The 17139-nt window shown below is 65.8% G+C and carries 13 protein-coding genes; 4 read left to right on the top strand and 9 right to left on the bottom strand.

Annotation, left to right across the window (positions count from 1 at the left end):
* Window positions 1-21: 21 nt before the first annotated feature.
* A complete protein-coding gene (locus CZ375_RS01785; protein WP_097677368.1) occupies window positions 22-1446 on the bottom strand; it encodes an FAD-dependent oxidoreductase in 1425 nt (474 codons plus the stop codon).
* 225 nt (window positions 1447-1671) lie between these two features.
* Here CZ375_RS01785 and CZ375_RS01780 point away from each other — a divergent pair, with 225 nt between their 5' ends.
* Together CZ375_RS01780 and CZ375_RS01775 are read left to right on the top strand one after the other, a co-directional pair.
* Window positions 1672-3768 (top strand): glutamine synthetase III family protein, encoded by a 2097-nt coding sequence (locus CZ375_RS01780; RefSeq protein WP_077597613.1) that lies wholly within the window; start codon window positions 1672-1674, stop codon window positions 3766-3768.
* 11 nt (window positions 3769-3779) lie between these two features.
* Window positions 3780-5153: an MATE family efflux transporter gene (locus tag CZ375_RS01775; protein ID WP_077597612.1), complete on the top strand. Its 1374-nt coding sequence runs from the start codon at window positions 3780-3782 to the stop codon at window positions 5151-5153.
* Here CZ375_RS01775 and CZ375_RS01770 read toward each other — a convergent pair.
* Complete coding sequence (locus CZ375_RS01770) at window positions 5150-5401, bottom strand: MntP/YtaF family protein (RefSeq protein WP_077597611.1); 252 nt, start codon at window positions 5399-5401, stop codon at window positions 5150-5152. The genes CZ375_RS01775 and CZ375_RS01770 overlap by 4 nt on opposite strands.
* A gap of 138 nt (window positions 5402-5539) precedes the next feature.
* Here CZ375_RS01770 and CZ375_RS01765 point away from each other — a divergent pair, with 138 nt between their 5' ends.
* Window positions 5540-6472 (top strand): zinc dependent phospholipase C family protein, encoded by a 933-nt coding sequence (locus tag CZ375_RS01765; RefSeq protein ID WP_077597610.1) that lies wholly within the window; start codon window positions 5540-5542, stop codon window positions 6470-6472.
* Between the two features lie 35 nt (window positions 6473-6507).
* On the opposite strand, the gene CZ375_RS01760 is transcribed toward CZ375_RS01765, so the two are convergent.
* Genes CZ375_RS01760 through ligA form a run of 3 tightly spaced genes read right to left on the bottom strand, consistent with a single transcriptional unit; the run spans window position 6508 to window position 10054 of the window.
* Window positions 6508-6816, bottom strand: a complete 309-nt coding sequence (locus CZ375_RS01760) for a hypothetical protein (RefSeq protein ID WP_077597609.1) — start codon at window positions 6814-6816, stop codon at window positions 6508-6510.
* Window positions 6813-7823: a cation:proton antiporter gene (locus CZ375_RS01755; RefSeq protein ID WP_077597608.1), complete on the bottom strand. Its 1011-nt coding sequence runs from the start codon at window positions 7821-7823 to the stop codon at window positions 6813-6815. The genes CZ375_RS01760 and CZ375_RS01755 overlap by 4 nt, the downstream gene beginning before the upstream one ends.
* A gap of 8 nt (window positions 7824-7831) precedes the next feature.
* Window positions 7832-10054, bottom strand: coding sequence for an NAD-dependent DNA ligase LigA (gene ligA / locus CZ375_RS01750; RefSeq protein WP_077597607.1), 2223 nt, complete (start codon window positions 10052-10054; stop codon window positions 7832-7834).
* Between the two features lie 308 nt (window positions 10055-10362).
* Between ligA and CZ375_RS01745 the strand changes: the two genes are divergently transcribed.
* Window positions 10363-11601: an MFS transporter gene (locus CZ375_RS01745; protein WP_077597606.1), complete on the top strand. Its 1239-nt coding sequence runs from the start codon at window positions 10363-10365 to the stop codon at window positions 11599-11601.
* Window positions 11602-11637: 36 nt separating this feature from the next.
* Here CZ375_RS01745 and CZ375_RS01740 read toward each other — a convergent pair whose 3' ends face one another.
* The 4 genes from CZ375_RS01740 to CZ375_RS01725 all read right to left on the bottom strand — a co-directional run bounded on the left by CZ375_RS01740 (window position 11638) and on the right by CZ375_RS01725 (window position 17063).
* Window positions 11638-14244, bottom strand: a complete 2607-nt coding sequence (locus CZ375_RS01740) for a heavy metal translocating P-type ATPase (protein WP_077597605.1) — start codon at window positions 14242-14244, stop codon at window positions 11638-11640.
* On the bottom strand, window positions 14244-14552 hold the full coding sequence (locus CZ375_RS01735; protein WP_077597604.1) for a metal-sensing transcriptional repressor: 309 nt from the start codon (window positions 14550-14552) through the stop codon (window positions 14244-14246). Before CZ375_RS01735 ends, CZ375_RS01740 begins: the two co-directional genes overlap by 1 nt.
* A gap of 246 nt (window positions 14553-14798) precedes the next feature.
* Entirely contained in the window at window positions 14799-16217 is a 1419-nt protein-coding gene (locus tag CZ375_RS01730) for a S1C family serine protease (RefSeq protein ID WP_234966802.1), read from the bottom strand.
* A gap of 171 nt (window positions 16218-16388) precedes the next feature.
* Window positions 16389-17063 (bottom strand): winged helix-turn-helix transcriptional regulator, encoded by a 675-nt coding sequence (locus tag CZ375_RS01725; protein WP_077597602.1) that lies wholly within the window; start codon window positions 17061-17063, stop codon window positions 16389-16391.
* Window positions 17064-17139: the final 76 nt, after the last annotated feature.

Genomic DNA, 17139 nt, shown 5'->3' with positions numbered 1-17139 from the left:
CGGCGCGAAAGCCACAGATGCCTAGGCCACAGGGTTCTCCGCGACGGCCTTCATGGCAACGGCGCCCAGGTAGTTGACGGGCTGGCAGAAGTTGGGCTGGAAGAAGAAGTCGAAGCTTGCCAGCTGGTCGATGGTGTTGTGGTTGTGGATGGCGATGGAGACGGCGTTGGCCGCCTGAGACACGTCGTGCCTGCAGGCGAACTGCGCTCCCTTGACCTCGCGCGTCTGGGGGTCCCAGGTGAGGATGCAGGTCACGGGCTCGGTGGTGAGCATGAAGTCAGGGCGGAAGTCCTGAACGAGCGTGGTTGACGCCAGCTCGATGCCACGCGCCTTGCCGCCGGCCACGGTCAGGCCGCAGGCAGCCAGCGAGAGATCGTAGAGCTGCACCGCCGAGCTTGCCTGAGTGCCCAGGTATGCCTGGGTGGGACAGACGATGTTCGCACCCACCAGCAGGCCCTGCCTCACCGCATTGGTAGCCAGGGGAATGTAGTCCGCCTTGCCCGTGGGGTTGTAGAGGACGGTGGCGGAGTCGCCCGCGGCAAGGACGTCCTGGCTGGGCTCGCCGCACGGCTCGCCCTTCTCGTCCAACAGGGTCGCTCGCATATAGGGGTCAACCTTGATGGCACCGTTGGGGAGCATGTCCAGCTTGCCTGAGAAGAGGTCGGTTCGGGGCAGGAAGCCGGCGGCCATGATGAGGTACTCCACGCGCCTCCTGACGCCACCGGAGGTGACGGTGACGCCCTCCTCGTCCGCCTCGATACCCTCGACCATCTGGCCCAAGGCAAGCTCCACGCCATGGGAGCGGTAGTCCTCCTCCACCAGGCTGGTGATTCCCTCGTCGAAGTTCTTGGCCAGGGCGCGCTCAAGGCCATCGATGAGCGTGACCTTGGCCCCCATGAGCGAGACCTGCTCGGCGAGCTCGGCGCCGATGTAGCCGGCGCCGACCACGGCCACGGACTTGGCGCCGGCCATCTTCTCCTTGATCAGCTTTCCGTCATCCCAGTTCTTGCAGCGCAGGACGCGCCCTCCCCCAAGCCCCTCTGCCAGGCCGGGAATGGGAGGCAGCGCAGGCTTGGAGCCGGTGGTCACCACGATCTTGTCGAAGGAGAGGACCTTCTCCTCTCCCGTCTGCAGGCTGCGGTAGCTGAGGTCCTTGCCCACGAGGTCAACCGAGGTGACGTCGGTGCGCATGTGCATGTGCGCGCCCAGGGAGGAAAGCTCCTCGGGAGAGGAGTAGAACATGCGCCTGGGATCGGACACGTGGTTGCCCACCCATAGCGCGATGCCGCAGGAGAGGAAGGACAGGGTGTCGTTGCGCTCGAAGACGTGGACGTCCCAATCGGGATGTTGGGCCAGAATCGACTTCGCGGCGAAGGTGCCCGCATGGGTGCACCCCACGACGGCCACCGTCATGGCATCCTTGACCTGCTCGCTCTTCTCTTCCATGCCTTCCCCTCTCATAAAGGTGAAACCCGATGCGATTATGTTAGTTCATCAATATCATTTTGTCTCGGCAATTTGGGGCCTGCAGGGGCAAGTCGTGAATTTTCATCTTGTGTGGCGTTCACGCCCGCTTAACAATGGGCAGGTAGTGTAAGTTGCGGTACGGGCCGCGCGCGACGCGCGCAACAGCAGCATGGCGCCCGAGGGCGCGACGAAACTGGGGGTAGCATGGGCAGGGACAGGGTATCCGAGCTGTACGGCAGCCTGGTCTTCACCGATGCGGACATGCAGGACAGGCTCCCCAAGCCTACGTACAAGGAGCTGCGCCGCACCATAGACGGAGGCATGCCCATAGACCTGGACATCGCCAACGAGGTCGCGCACGCCATGAAGGACTGGGCGCTCGAGCGCGGGGCGACGCACTTCACCCACTGGTTCCAGCCCCTCACGGGCATCACCTCCGAGAAGCACGACAGCTTCATCTGCCCCAAGGACGACGGCAGCGTGCTCATGGCCTTCTCGGGCAAGGAGCTGGTGCAGGGCGAGCCTGACGCCTCGAGCTTCCCCAACGGCGGCCTGAGGGCCACCTTCGAGGCGCGCGGCTACACCGTCTGGGACCCCATGAGCCCCGTGTTCATCAAGGACGAGGTGCTCTGCATCCCCACCGCCTTCATCTCCTACACGGGCGAGGCCCTGGACAAGAAGACGCCGCTGCTGCGCTCAGAGGTGGTCCTGGAGCAGCAGGCCAAGCGCGTTCTCGCGCTCTTCGGCAAGGAGCCTGCCCGCGTGGTCACCACCTGCGGTCCCGAGCAGGAGTACTTCCTCATCAAGGAGGAGGACTTCCAGGCCAGGCCCGACCTCATCCTCACCGGGCGCACCCTCTTCGGCTGCGAGCCGGCCAAGGGCCAGGAGCTGGAGGAGCACTACTTCGGCGCCATCCGCCCGTCGGTCAACGCCTTCATGAAGGAGGTGGACGACGAGCTCTGGAAGCTGGGCATTCCCGTTCGCACCAAGCACAACGAGGTGGCGCCCTGCCAGCACGAGCTTGCCCCCATCTTCGAGCAGGGGTCGCTTGCCATTGACGACAACCTCCTCACCATGGAGAAGCTCAAGCTGCTGGCCACCCACTACGGCCTCGCCTGCCTGGAGCACGAGAAGCCCTTCGAGTACGTGAACGGCTCGGGCAAGCATGACAACTGGTCTTTGTCCGCCGACGGCGAGAACCTCCTGGAGCCAGGCGACAACCCAGAGGACAACCTGCAGTTCCTGGTGTTTCTCGCCTGCCTGGTCTCTGCCGTGGATGACCACGCCGACCTCCTGCGCGCCAGCGTCGCCTCGGCAGGCAACGATCACCGCCTGGGCGCCAACGAGGCTCCCCCCGCGATCATCTCCGTCTTCCTGGGCGACGCCCTCTCTCCCGTGGTCGACGCCCTCATCAAGAAGGAGCACGCCAGCTCGCGCGACCGCGAGCAGATAGACCTGGGCATCCCGGCGCTGCCCGACATCCTGCGCGACAACACTGACCGCAACCGCACGAGCCCCTTCGCGTTCACGGGCAACAAGTTCGAGTTCCGCATGTGCGGCAGCCAGCAGAACCTCTCGGACGCCAACGTGGTGCTCAACACCGCCGTTGCCGAGCAGTGCGACCGCTTCTGCGACTACATCGCCAAGCGCGTGAAGAGGCCCGAGGACTTCCACATGATCGCCATGCGCTTCGTGCGTCACAGCTTCCGCGACCACCAGCGCATCATCTTCGACGGCAACGGGTACGCGAACGAATGGGAGCAGGAGGCGCAGAGGCGCGGGCTGGCCAACCTCAAGACAACTCCGGACGCCCTGCCCTGCATGGTGAACGAGGAGAACATTGCCTTCTTCGAGAGGTACAAGGTCCTGAGCGCCTCCGAGTCACGCGCGCGCTACGCCGCCGCGGCAGAGCAGTACGCGAAGCTCATCAACATCGAGGCCAACACCATGGTCTACATGGCACGCCACATGTACCTGCCCGCGCTCTTCAACTACTCGGGAGACCTCGCCACCTCCATCGCCACAAAGGCGGAGATCGGCGTGGTGAGCCGTGCCGAGCGTGCGACACTTGACGCCCTGACCGAGGGCATCGACACCATCTACGACACCGTTGGCGAGCTGGAGGCAAAGAACGACGCGGCGAGGAGCGTATGCGACTGCCGCGAGCAGGACGAGCGCTACCGCGACGAGGTCCTTCCCTGCATGTCCAGGCTGCGGGCGGCCGTGGACGGCATGGAGAGGATCTGCGGGCACGACTGGTGGCCCGTTCCCAGCTACAACAAGATGCTCTTCTGGGTGTAGGGCGGAAAGCGATGCGCGAGGTGCAGAAGTCGCTCGACGTCACGAGCGGCGTCATCTGGAGGCAGCTGCTCACGCTTTGCATCCCCGTTCTCCTCTCGTCCCTCTTCCAGCAGACCTACGCGCTCACCAACACCTGGATGGTGGGCCGCTTCGCCGGCAAGCAGGCCCTCGCCGCCATCCAGGCCACCGTCACCCTGAACGACCTGGTCGTCGGCTTCTCCCTGGGCATCGGCGTGGGCTGCGGCGTGGTGGTGAGCCAGTACTTTGGCGCGCACGACAGCAAGAAGGTGTCGCGCGCCGTCCACACCGCCCTGGGCATAGCCCTGGCAGGAGGCGTCTCCTTCTCCGTCCTGGGGCTGTTCTTCGTCGAACGGGTGCTGCGGGCCATGGGCACGCCGGCCGACATCCTTGGGCAATCTCTGCAGTACGCCCACGCCTACATGTCTGCCCTGGTCTTCTCCATAGTCTTCAACACGGGATCTGCCCTTCAGCGGGCCGTGGGAGACACCCGCACCCCCTCGCTCATCGTCGCGGGCACCTGCGTGGTGAACGTGGCGCTGGACCTCGTCTTCGTGGCATGGCTGCAGATGGGGGCGCTGGGCTGTGGCATCGCGACCGCCAGCTCGCTCGCCGTCGGTGCCCTGGTCACGCTGTGGCAGCTCACGCGCACCAAGGAGGCCTGGGGAGTGCAGCTGCGCAGCATACGCATAGATCCGTCGATGGCCTGGCTCATGGTGAAGACGGGGCTGCCCCTGGGCGTTCAGACCGCGGTCTATGCGGGCTCGAACATCATCATCCAGTCCAACATCAACTCGTTTGGCTCCGACGCCATCGCCGGATGGGGCCTGGCCACGCGGCTCGAGGCGCCCGTGTGGATGATCTCCGAGGCCCTTGGCTCCTCCGTCACCACCTTCGCCGCCCAGAACTTCGGGGCGAGAAACATTGACCGCATGCGTCAGGGCCTCAGGAGCTCCCTGCTCATCACCCTGCTCATCGTTGGCGGGGTGGCAGCCCTCACCGTCTCGGCCTGCGAGGCCTGCGGCTACTTCTTCGTGGACGACCCGAGCGTCGTGGGTTTCTCGACCCTGGTCATCCGCTACATGGGGCCGTTCTACCTCTTCTACTCCCTCATGGACAACTTCGCCGGAACCATCCGCGGGGCGGGCGAGAGCTTCCGGCCCATGCTCCTGACCATACTGGGGACCTGCGCCTTTCGCCTGGTCTGGCTGCTCGCCTTCGTCCCAATGAACCACACGCTGGAGGCGGTGCTGCTCAGCTACCCCGTCAGCTGGGTGCTCACTGCGGCGCTCTTCGTCACCTACTACCGCTTCGGCCACTGGCTGCGACACGCCGAGGAGCACGAGGCCGAGAGGGCGCTGGGCTAGGAGAGGAAGGCCTTCAGGCCGATGGACATGAGCACCACGCCCGAGTAGCGCTCAATCACGCCGGCGGCAAGGCCGCCGAGCACATGGCCCAGGAGCGGCATGAGCGCCTGAAACGCCCCGAAGCAGAGCGGCATGAGCGCCAGGCGGCGCATCCTCTCCCCCGAGTAGACGAACGAGTTCGAAATGGTGACGGCGAAGGCGTCCGCCGAAAGCGCGACGCCCAGGACAAGCATCTCTATGACTGACACGCAGCTCCCCCAAGCTCCGAAGTGTGTCCGTGCATTCTAGGGCAACGACGGTCGCGGCGAGGGCACGAGCCGAGATGTGCAAATCCTGTCGGAGCTACAATGGAGCATCGAGAACCCGGCGAGCCGACAGGAGCTGACATGCCCGCACTCATTACGCATCATCTCTTCGGCGAGGAGGCGTCCCTGCTCATGCCCGCAGGACTCCTTTCGGGGCAGGAGGAGAAGCTTGCCTTCCTCCTGGGAAACCAGGGCCCCGACCCCTTCTTCTTTCGCTTCTCCACGCTCCCCAGCCTGAGCTCGTCCTGCTACAGGCTGGCGCATCTCATGCACGACGAGCGCATAGTCGAGGCCTTCCTGGCACTTCGCGACGGCGTGAGCCACCTGCGTGAGGAGGACAAGGAGGTGGGCCGCGCCTTCGTTCTGGGCATGCTCGCCCACTACACGCTGGACAGCCGCGCACACCCCTTCGTGTATGCTCAGCAGGCGGCGCTCATAGAGGCAAACCCCGAGCTAGAGGGAGCCGAGAACGAGGTCCATGCCCTCATCGAGAGCGACCTGGACGTATGGATGCTCTGGAGCATGCGCCATCAGACCGTGGCGCAGAGCGCACCGTCCGCGCGCCTCGACCACACCCAGCGCACGACACGCGTGGCAGGTGCCCTGCTCTCCCAGCTTGCCTGGCAGGTGTACGGAATCTCCATTGACGCGTTCGAGTACGATGCCTGCGTAAACGACTGCCGCCTGATCTACCAGGTGATCGAGCCCGCGGGCTCTCCATTGGGCCGAGGCATGGGCCTGCTCGAGACCACCCTGCGCCAGCACTCGCAGCTCATGGCGCTGGCCCACCGCGTGAGCGAGAGCGACGAGTGCCCCGCCTGCAACCTCGAGCACCATGTCTGGGCAGACCCCTCGAGCGGAAAGAGGCGCCAGGAGAGCTTCCCCGACCTCTTCTTCCGCGCCCTCGAGGTCTGGAACGAGATGGTAAAGGCCCTGGCCGCAGGGGACGAGCGGGCCCTTCGCGAGCTGGTGGGCAAGGTCAACTACGACGGCCGCCCCACCCAGGGGCGCTAACCGGAGGCCACAGGCAGGCCCCCTCGGGGGACGCGCTACGCGCGGCCATCTTCCCCCTTCTTGCGCAGGTTGCCCTTGCGCGCGAGGTAGTCGGCGGACGTGAGCTGCAGGCCCTCTCGGCGCTGCCTGCGCCTCTGCTCCAGGAAGTCATGCTCCCTCTGCCGGTATGCCTCGCGGTGCTCCTCCACGACCTCCTGCAGGCTCGCCTCGTGCCGGGTCACCTCGAGGACCGCGCCCACCGCGTCGGCCTCGTCCACCACGCGCACCAGCGAGGTGATGACGGGGATCACCAGCACGCTGAGGGCTGCCGCCGTGACGAGCACCGAGGCGTTCTGCGAGCTCATGACCCCCGCCTCCACCGATTCCGAGGTGACGGCAACCACCAGGGGCAGCGCCATCGCACAGTATGCCGCAATGGAGAAGAGCTCGCGCCAACCCAGGTCGCGCGTCTTGGGGTCAAGGTGCAGCGAAAGCGCCACCATGACCCCGCGCCCGAGATGACAAAGAAAGCGGGTTGGAAGAAGCCGTTCGAGATCACGTCTATGTGCTCCTCCATGTCCTCGTTGCCCTCGGGGAAGAGCGCTCGCAGGATGAACCCCGCGGCGAAGGCGCCAAGGACGATGTCGAAGTCGAAGTACGAGGCGGCCAGGAGCAGGAGCACCAGGATGGCCGACACCATACGCAGCAGGGGCTGCGAGGCATGGCCCACGTCATTGACGAGAAAGCTCCAGAAGCGCGCGCCTATGCGCTTGACCCGCTTGGAGAAGCCCAGCACCAGAAGGCACACCAGGCCGAAGATCGCAAAGCTCACCAACGTGCCCTCGAGGGAGCGCGAGGAGAGAAGGAATGACATGGCCACCACCGGAAGCAGCTCTCCCATGGCCCCGTGCACGGTGATGATGCGTCCCACGCGCGTGTCCGTGAGCCCGCGGTCGCGCAGGATGGGTGCCAGGGTCCCGTAGGCGGTGGTGGTCATGGCGATGGAGAGCGCGATCCACGACGCTGGTTCGGAGACGCCCAGGTTGGCGAAGAGCGGAACCAAGGCGCTTCCCACCGCAAAGGACGCAAGCCACGAGGCGCCCGCGACGCGGCCAGCGTGTCCCACCAGGTCGCGGGGGTCTATCTCATATCCCGCCTTGAGGAATAGAAAGCCCAGGCCAAGGTCGCCCACCAGGACAAGCGCGGCGCTCGAGGTGTTGATGACCCCCATGCCGTGGGAGCCCAGGATGGCCCCGGCAAAGACCAGGAAGACCACCTCGGGCACCGCCCTGCCGTGAACGAGGCTCGCCAGGAACGGCGCCAGCGTGGTCACGGACAGGATGACGAAGAGCGAGAAGAGAATCGAGTTCATGGGACCTCCTAGGCAAGGCCGCCCTCGGCGTCGGGGACGGGAGGCACGCCCGTCTCGAGGATGCGCTCGAGCGACTCCTCGTCCAGCACCGGCACGCCCAGCTGCTGGGCCTTTGCGAGCTTCGAGCCCGCGGCGGCACCCGCCACCACGAAGCTCGTCCTCTTCGAGACCGACCCCGACACCTTGGCGCCAAGGGCCTTGAGGGCGTCTCCGGCTTCCGTGCGGCTGTGCCTCTCGAGCGTGCCCGTGAGAACGAAGGTGAGGCCCTCAAGGGTCTGGGGACGCTCGCTCCCTCGGCCGAAGTCGGAGTCCTCGAGGCTCACGCCCGCCTGGCGCAGCCTCTCGACCACGGCCACGTTCTCCCTCACTGAGAAGAACGCGCGCACGGAGGAGGCGATCTTGGGCCCGATGCCCGCAATCTGCGAGATGTCCTCCTCGCTTGCGTCCGCGAGCGCCTGCATGCTGCCGAAGCTGCTCGCCAAGAGGGCGGCAACGTTGACGCCCACGTGGCGTATGCCCAAGCCGAAGAGGACGCGCGCGAGGCCACGGCCCCTGGACTCCTCCACCTGAGCCATGATCTTTCCCGCAATGGTCGGCCCCACCAGAATCTGGTCGCCCTCCAGGTGGTCCTTGCTGCTCGTCTCGTAGCGCCTGCCGGTGCCAACGCCTGCGAGGGCCTCCGCGTCAAGCTTGTCGTAGAAGTCGGCGACATCGCTCAGCAGGCCCTGCCCCACAAGACGCCCCACGAGCTCGTCCCCCAGACCGTCGATGTCCATGGCCTTGCGGCTCCCCCAGTGGATGAGGCGCTCCGTTGCCTGGGACGGGCAGTCGATGGACACGCAGCGATATGCCACCTCCCCCTCCTCGCGCAGGACCGGGCTGCCGCAGCTGGGGCAGTGCGTGGGCATGGACCAGAGGGGTCGCGCGCGGTGCAGCTCCAGCAGCTCGCCGCTGGTGACAGGCCCCACCACCTCGGGGATGACGTCTCCCGCCTTGTGCACCAGGATCTCATCCCCCACACGAACGTCCTTGCGGCGCACCTCGTCCACGTTGTGCAGGGTCGCTCGGGCGATGGTCGAGCCGGCAACCACCACGGGATCAAACTCCGCCACCGGTGTCAGCACGCCCGTGCGCCCCACCTGCACGCGAATCTCCCTCAGGGTGGTGACCTTCTCCTCGGGAGGGAACTTGAAGGCAATTGCCCAGCGCGGGGCCCGAGCCGTGAAGCCCAGGCTGTCCTGGCCAGCGAAGGAGTCCACCTTCACCACCACGCCGTCGATGTCGTAGTCAAGGTCCCCTCGACGCCCCAGGGCGTCGAGACAGAAGTCGTGCACCTCCCGCGAGCTGGTCACGCGGACGGCATGGTCGTTCACATGGAAGCCGCAGGAACGCAGCCAGTCGAGGAAGGAGTGCTGGCTGTCCACCTCAAGCGGACCCTCGTCCGCCACGGCGTAGACGAAGGTCTCGAGGTCACGGTGGGCCGTGACCCTTGCGTCCTTCTGGCGCAGGCTGCCTGCGGCGGCGTTACGGGGGTTGGCAAAGACCTGCTCTCCCGCGGCATCTCGCTCCTCGTTGAGCCGCACGAAGCTGTGCTTGGGCATGTAGACCTCGCCACGCACCTCGATGCTGTGGCCGAAGCCGCCACCGTCGACTCTCGCAAGGCCCGCCCGCGAGAGGGACCTGGGCACGTCCTTGATGGTGAGCACGTTTGAGGTGACGTCCTCGCCCGTGCTGCCGTCGCCGCGCGTGGCCGCGCGCAGGAACTGGCCGTCTTGGTAGGTGAGCGCCACGCCCAGACCGTCTATCTTGAGCTCGCAGGTGTAGGCCACGGGGCTCTCGGGGGTGGCTCCCAGGGCCTCGTCCGTGCGAGCCAGCCACTCGTCCAGCTCGGCGAGGTCCATGGCGTCATCGATGGAATACATGCGCCGGGCATGGGCCACCGGGGCAAACTGCTCGGACACGAACCCGCCGACGCGCTGGGTGTAGCTCTCGGGCGAGACGAGCTCGGGATGCGCGTCCTCTATCGCCTGCAGCTCGCGCAGAGCGCGATCGAACTCGGCGTCCGTCATCTCGGGGTCGTCGAGGGCGTAGTACTGGTAGGCGGCATGCGTCAGGATGCGGTTGAGCTCGACCACCCGTGCGGCCGGCGTCTGCGCGCGAGGGGCTTCCGCAGGCCCGCCCTGCGGCTCGCCGAACAGCGACATCTGTGATTCCTGCACGTTCTCGCTCATGCGTCTCTCCTTGGGGCCCGCACCATCACCATGGCCTTCCATCATAGAGTCAAGCCGCCAAAAAGAGATGCCGCCGACCGCAACAGCGCGCACTCCCCATGCGTCAGGGCGATGGGGATGGTGTATCCTCTCCACGTGTCGGTTTCCGTTGGCCAAGGGCGGCCTCGGGGACACAGAGGGGGAATGCGCGATGACCACATGGACGGCAGGGTCTCTGGACCACTAGAGCTGCATGGCACACATGCCGCGGCCTTCATGACACATGCGCATCTCAGGTAGATGCCTGACATTTCCCCAGGAGAACTCCCATGCATTTCATCAAGGAACTCCGTCGCTGCAATGGCGACGAGCGCGCCTTCATACTCTCGGCGCTCTTTCTCATCATGGCCTTCCAGGCCTCGTACTTCATTGGCATCATTGGCCAGGCAACCTTCTCGCTGAGCGCGGGTCCTGGCCTCGTCTCGCTCCTGACCCTCTCCTACAACGCCAGCATGCTGGCGGGAAGCGTCGTGGCGGGCATAGCAATAGACCGCGTGGGGCCTCGCCAGACTCTGATCTGCTCTCTGGTGGCGGGCATCGTCTGCTCGCTGGCAACCTGGCTCCTGCCACCCAGCGCGGCGCTGCTCATGGGAAGCTCGCTTGCCCTTGGCGCCGTCTGGGCATTTGCGGGAGGCACGCTGAGCGCCTTTGCGCCCTACCTCACCAATGACCAGGGGCGTCTCAAGCAGGTGAACAGCCTGGTGGACAGCATCTCGGGGGCGGCGAGCGTCCTGGGCCCTGGCCTGGGAGGCCTGGTTGCCAGCCTCAGCTCCGCGTCGGCGGTGTTTGCCCTGATGGGGCTTGCCCTGCTCGCCTCGCTGGCCTTTGCCCTTCAGAGCCACGAGAGGATCCGCTCGCACGTCGAGAGAAGGCAGGGACCCTCGGCCGCCGGGGACGGTGTGCGCGAGTTCGCAGAGGGGCTGCGCACGGTGCTCTCCTCCCACGAGCTCAGGCTCATCCTTGCGATCTGCTTTCTTGGCTACTTCGCCTTTGGGGCCTTCGACTCGTTGGAATCCGTCTTCTACCGAGACGTCCTGGCGCTGGACGAGGCCTGGATGGGCTGGCTGTCCATGATCGGCGGCGTGGGCTGCATGCTGGGTTCCATGGCGCTGCTTCGCATCCCCAAGGAGCGTCTCAGCCTGCTGCTCCTGGCGGCGACGCTCCTCCTGGAGGGGCTGGGGTGCCTGCTCTATGTGGGGACCGACCAGCTTTGGTGCGCCGTGCTGGGCCAGCTTGTGGTGGGACTGGGCAGCGGCATGTCCATGCCCGTGCATCACACCCTGGTGCAGTCGCGCTGCGACATAGGGCAGATAGGCAGGGTGAGCAGCGTCATCCGCATCGGCATCATGAGCTCGGGCGTGATCCCCCTGCTTGCTGCCCCAGCCCTGGCGGACGCCTTTGGAGCCCAGGGCGTGCTCATGGGAGCCTCGCTCATGGTCACGCTCGTCGCCTGCGGGTTCGTGCTGCGCCTGCGCGGGACGAAGGCCTCCCGGGCCGGCCGGGCATAGCCCTGGCCGGCCCGGGAGGCCTCAGCCCATCTCTCGCTAGGCGATGGAGATCACCGTGTAGCCAGCGTCGGCCACGGCCTTCTCAAGGGCCTCATCCCTCACGAGAAGCCCCGCGTCCAGGGTGGCGGACTTGTCCCCGAGCGAGACCCGCACATTCTCGACACCCTTGACCGCCTCAAGCGCCTCCTGCACGTGTGCCACGCAGTGGTTGCACATCATGCCCTCGATGGACAGTTTCTTCGTCTTCATTTCCTTGCTCCTTCCTTCCTCCCCGGAGGGAGAATCGAATCCTGGCTGTGCGGTGGCCGGGGCTACGGAGGGCTTCCACCCGAAGAGCCTGAGCGCGTTGCTCACTACGAACACCGACGAGAAGCCCATGGCCGCGGCCCCGATCATGGGGTTGAGGGAGATGCCCAGGGGCATCAGGGCTCCCATGGCAACGGGGATGCAGATGGCGTTGTAGAACAGCGCCCAGAAGAGGTTCTGGCGGATGTTCCTCATGGTGGCCCGGGAGAGCTCGATGGCAGTTGCAACGTCGGCGGGGTCCGAGCGCATCAGCACGATGTCGGCGGACTCGATGGCGACGTCCGTGCCGGCGCCGATGGCGATTCCCACGTCGGCACGGGCGAGTGCGGGGGCATCGTTTATGCCGTCGCCCACCATCGCCACCTTCAGCCCCGTCCCCTGCAGCTCGCGCAGCTTCTCCTCCTTCTGGCCAGGTAGCACGCCGGCAACCACCTCGTCCACGCCAACCTGGCGTGCGACGACCGCCGCCGTCTGTGGCTGGTCGCCCGTGAGCATCACGCTGCGGATGCCCATGCCACGAAGGCGGGCGACCGCGGCAGCGGAGCTTGCCTTCACGTTGTCCGCCACGCCCACGACGCCCAGGGTCTGCCCGTCGGCGGCGAAGAAGAGGACGGTCTGGGCGCGACCCGCCATCTCGTTCGCCTCGCCCTGCAGCGCAGAGATGTCCACTCCCCGCCGCCCCATGAGGCGGGCATTGCCCGCAAGCACGTGATGGCCCGCAACGTCTGCCTCAAGGCCGCCGCCAGCAACCTGCTCGAAGTTCTTGACCTCGGCCTCGCTGGCGATGTTGTGCGAGTCGGCGTAGGAGCATATCGCCTCCGCCAGAAGATGCTCGCTCTTGCGCTCCAGCGCCGCGGCAAGCCCCATGAGCTCGTCCTCCTCGACGCCATGGGCAAGCCGCAGGCCCATCACGCGAGGACGGCCCTCGGTGACGGTTCCGGTCTTGTCAAGCACCACGACGTCCAGGCCACAGGCCTCCTCAAGCGCCTCGGCGCTCTTGATCATGATGCCGTTCGCGGCACCGCGCTCCGTTCCCACCATGATGGCGGTGGGCGTCGCCAGCCCCAGCGCGCAAGGGCAGCTGATGACGAGCACGGACACGGCGTGGTTGAAGGCTGAGGCAAAGTCCCCCGGAGCAAGGACCAGAAGCCAGGCAAGCAGCGTAAGCAGCGAGATGGCCATGACCACGGGCACGAAGACGCCCGCGATCCTGTCCGCCTGGCGCTCGATGGGGGCCTTGCTGCTGGTGGCCTCGTCCACCAGGCGGATGATGCCCGCGAGGGCCGTGTCCTGGCCAACCGCGGTGACCTCCATGACAAACCAGCCGCCGCGCGAAACGGTGGCCCCCGTCACCTGGCTGCCCACCGACTTTTCCACCGGAAGCGACTCTCCCGTGATCGCCGACTCGTCTATGGAGGCAAAGCCCTCCTCCACAACGCCGTCAGCAGGCACGGACTCCCCCGCGCGCACCACCACGCGGTCTTTCGGCTTCAGCTGGGACGTGGGGACGCGCAGCTCGCGCCCGTCCCGCAGAAGCGTCGCCTCCTGGGGCGACAGGTCCATGAGCGTGCTGATCGCGCTGGTGGTACGACCCTTGGCGCGCGCCTCGAAGAACTTCCCCAGGGTGATGAGGGTCAAGATCATGCCTGCCGAGTCAAAGTAGAGGTCGTGGAACGCCGCGTGCGCGCCCACGAGGTCCGACCGTCCCAGAGCGAAGGCCATCTGGTACAGGTTTGCAACGCTGTAGGCGAAGGATGCGGCAGAGCCTATGGCGATGAGCGAGTCCATGTTGGGCGACAGGTGAAGAAGCGTCTTGAAGCCCATGACGAAATAGTGCCGGTTGGCGAAGAGCGTGGGAACGCAAAGCAGCAGCTGCGTGAGGGCACGGGCCATCATGTTCTGCTCCCCCGCCAGCGCAGGCGGCAGGGGCCAGGAGAGCATGGGGCCCATGGCGAGATAGAACAGGGGCAGCGAGAATGCCAGCGAGACCATCAGCTGACGCCTCTTCTCCCCGATGGCTCTCTGGGCGGAACGCCTGGGATCCACGAATCCGCCCGCCGAGGCAGAGCTGGAGGCAGTCTCGCCTTGCCCCTCGGCTACCGGCACGCCAGCGCTGCGCGGCACGGCGGCGTAGCCTGCCTTGTCAACGGCCGCGCTCACGGCTGAGAGCGTGGCGGGCCTGCCGTCATAGCTCAGCTCCATCGAGTTCTTGAGCAGGTTCACGCTTGCCGAGCGGACGCCCGGCACCCTCTCCGCAGCCTTCTGCACGCGCGAGGAGCATGCCGCGCAGGTCATGCCCGTGACGTCGAAGGTCTCCCTGGCTGCATCCTCTTCCATCACATGAACTTCCTAAAGAGGTCCATGACCTCATCGACTACCTCCGTGTCACCCGCCTGAATGCGCTCAACCACGCAGGTCTCAAGATGGTCCTTCATGAGCTCGCGCGAGATCGCCCTCACGGCAGACTCGACGGCCGCGAGCTGCATGAGCACGTCACCGCAGTAGCGGTCTTCCTCGACCATGACCTTGATGCCACTGAGCTGGCCCATCGCACGGTTGATGCGCCTGCCGACGTCCCGCTTGAGCCGCTCGCTGCGGGGGGTCTGCTTCTTGTGCGCGCAGGAGACGCAAGCATCTTCCGCCATGGGCGCTCCTCTCGTCTGTCTTCCTTTAGTACCCCTTGGGGGGTATTAAATCTGACTTTGTTATACCCCTAAGGGGCATCAATTGCACGAGTGGCACACCCCCAATGACCTCAACACACAAAAAGGCGCCATACCGTAGCTCTTGTCCCACTTTCTGGGTGATTTCGCCGAAAAAGTGGGACTAGGCTACGGTATAGCGCAAGGGCCGCGGGGACACGCAGCGCCCGAGGGGTGCGCGGCACAGGGCTATGAGAGGGTCGAGCCGCCCTTGTCGTTGTTCTGGCGCTGGCCGTAGATCTGCTCGAGGTAGTCGTAGAGCTGGTCGGTGGTGATTCCGTTCTTGCCTCCGCCGTTGCCGCCGTCATCCAGCGTGCGGTTCTTCTGCTGCTCGGCCTGAAGCGCCTCGTCGGAGCCCAGGGTCACCATGAAGGTCTGCTCCTGGCTTCCGCGGCGCACCGTGACGGCGACCTTCTCGCCGATGGAATGGGAGCGCACGCTCAGTATCATGCCGTCCGCAGAGGTGATGGCCTCGCCGTTCATGGCCGTGATCACATCCCCCTTCTTGATGCCCGCCTCCGCGGCGGGACCGCCCTCGGTCACGGACGCCACGTATGCCCCCTGGTTCACGGGAAGGTTGTTGCGCAGGGCGTTCTGGGCGTTCACGGTCTGCATGGTGAGGCCGATGTAGGCGTGCGTCACGGTCTCGCCGGCGATGATCTTGTTGGCGACGCTCACGGCATAGTTGCCTGGGATGGCGAACCCTATGCCCGCGAACGACTGCGTGTCGGACGAGTAGAGCGTGGATATGCCCACCAGCTTGCCCTCCGAGTTCACAAGCGCGCCACCTGAGTTGCCAGGGTTGATGGCGGCGTCCACCTGGATCAGGTTGGTGTAGAGCGTGGCTCCCGAGCTGCTCTCAAGCAGCTGGTTGCGCGTGAGTGCGCTCACGATTCCCGCGGAGACGGACTGGTCAAGGCCGAAGGGGCTGCCGATGGACATCACCCAATCCCCCACCACGAGGGAATCGGAGTCGCCCACCTCCATGGGCGTCACCTTGGTGTCCCCCAAATCGACATGAAGAACTGCGAGGTCGCTGGAGGCATCGGTGCCCACGAGCGTGGCGTCGAAGCTCTTGCCGTTGATGGTCACCGAGATCGCCGTGGCGTCCTTCACCACGTGGTAGTTGGTGATGATGTTGCCCTTGTCGTCCAGAACGACGCCAGAGCCCAGCCCAGAGCCCTTGGCGGTGCTCACGTGCACCGACGCGACGGAGGGCAGCGCCTTGGCCGCAACGGCCTTGGCAACGTCGACGTTCTCTCCGCTCGCGGAGATGGAGACGGTCTGGCCGGCGGCGCTGTCGGTGGTGCGGATGATCTGCGTGCCGCCTATGACGCCGGTGGCCCTCAGGCCAAGCACCAGGGCCCCTGCCGCGATGACGCCGGAAAGCCCGCCCACGAGGACGTTCCTGACGGGGTGCCCTCCACGGCCGCCCCCGGCTCCGCCTGGCGCTTCCGCCGAGGTGGCTCCCTCGCCAGCCTCCTCGCGCTCGATGCGTGCCCGCACCTGCGTGGGCGCCTCGTGAGGATCTTGCGGCGCCTGCGGGGCCACGTCCGTCCGGCGCTCGGGGAAGGGAGGAAGCCCGCTCTTGTTGTTATCCATGCTCATGCACCTCTTTAGGGAAGGTGGGCAGCCATTGCCCGCCATACACTGACAACTCGACTGTACCAATTGGCATGGCAGCCCTCCCTCGGCCGCGTTGTCATGCACGCGAGGGAAACAAGACTTTCCGCTTTCTGAATGGGTCCGTCCGCGCCCGAGGGGCGCACGGGTCGCAGGCTACAGCTTGAACAGGTAGCCCACGCCCCTGACGGTGACGATGTGCGCCGCGACCTGGGGACCCACCTTGGAGCGCACGCGTCGTATGTGCACGTCCACCGTGCGGGTGCCACCGCAGTACTCGAAGCCCCACACACGATGCAGCAAGGTCTCGCGCGAGTAGGCGCGCGAGGGGTGCGTCGCCAAAAAAGAGAGCAGCGAGTACTCCATGAGGGTGAGGTCAACGGGCTGCTCGTCTATGTAGACCTGATAGGTGGCCAGGTTGATCGTCATGTTGTCAATGGTGACGATGTCAGCCGGGGCGCTCTCCTCGCCCGGCCAGAGGAGCAGCGCGCAGCGCACCTCAAGCTCGGCCTGGCCAGAGCTGCTGAGGATGAAGTCGTTCCTGCCCTGCGAGGGAAGGCGGAGCTTGGCCAGCTTGCTCTCTTCCTGGATGACCAGCACGGGAATGAAGCCGTTGTCGGAGACGTAGGAGTCGACGGCGGCAAGCGTGTCCTGGCCGAGCCCCTCGCCGTCCAGGATCACGAGGTCAAAGCTGTGGCCTGAGTTGATGGCCTGCGAGAAGGTCTCTGGGGAGCTTGGCAGGATGGACACGTCGAGCGTTCGCTTGAGCTCGCGCATGCGCTCTATGTAGCGCGATGTCCTGGCCACCAGCAAGATGTTCTTGTGATGCATCCCCACTCCCAACCCCAGCCCCCTGCGGGGTGCAGCTATCCAAATGGATAAAGTTGCTTTAGAGATTAGCACAAAT

Source organism: Olsenella urininfantis, from assembly GCF_900155635.1.
In the GTDB taxonomy this organism is placed as follows: Bacteria; Actinomycetota; Coriobacteriia; order Coriobacteriales; family Atopobiaceae; genus Olsenella_G; species Olsenella_G urininfantis.
This window is presented reverse-complemented; position numbering and strand designations above follow the sequence as displayed.

What these genes read in the sequence shown, in the direction of transcription:
- CZ375_RS01785 (WP_097677368.1), bottom strand. Translation starts at nt 1,446, where the DNA reads ATGGAAGAGAAGAGCGAGCAGGTCAAGGATGCCATGACGGTGGCCGTC.
- CZ375_RS01780 (WP_077597613.1), top strand. Translation starts at nt 1,672, where the DNA reads ATGGGCAGGGACAGGGTATCCGAGCTGTACGGCAGCCTGGTCTTCACC.
- CZ375_RS01775 (WP_077597612.1), top strand. Translation starts at nt 3,780, where the DNA reads ATGCGCGAGGTGCAGAAGTCGCTCGACGTCACGAGCGGCGTCATCTGG.
- CZ375_RS01765 (WP_077597610.1), top strand. Translation starts at nt 5,540, where the DNA reads ATGCCCGCACTCATTACGCATCATCTCTTCGGCGAGGAGGCGTCCCTG.
- CZ375_RS01760 (WP_077597609.1), bottom strand. Translation starts at nt 6,816, where the DNA reads ATGAGCTCGCAGAACGCCTCGGTGCTCGTCACGGCGGCAGCCCTCAGC.
- CZ375_RS01755 (WP_077597608.1), bottom strand. Translation starts at nt 7,823, where the DNA reads ATGAACTCGATTCTCTTCTCGCTCTTCGTCATCCTGTCCGTGACCACG.
- ligA (WP_077597607.1), bottom strand. Translation starts at nt 10,054, where the DNA reads ATGAGCGAGAACGTGCAGGAATCACAGATGTCGCTGTTCGGCGAGCCG.
- CZ375_RS01745 (WP_077597606.1), top strand. Translation starts at nt 10,363, where the DNA reads ATGCATTTCATCAAGGAACTCCGTCGCTGCAATGGCGACGAGCGCGCC.
- CZ375_RS01740 (WP_077597605.1), bottom strand. Translation starts at nt 14,244, where the DNA reads ATGGAAGAGGATGCAGCCAGGGAGACCTTCGACGTCACGGGCATGACC.
- CZ375_RS01735 (WP_077597604.1), bottom strand. Translation starts at nt 14,552, where the DNA reads ATGGCGGAAGATGCTTGCGTCTCCTGCGCGCACAAGAAGCAGACCCCC.
- CZ375_RS01730 (WP_234966802.1), bottom strand. Translation starts at nt 16,217, where the DNA reads ATGAGCATGGATAACAACAAGAGCGGGCTTCCTCCCTTCCCCGAGCGC.
- CZ375_RS01725 (WP_077597602.1), bottom strand. Translation starts at nt 17,063, where the DNA reads ATGCATCACAAGAACATCTTGCTGGTGGCCAGGACATCGCGCTACATA.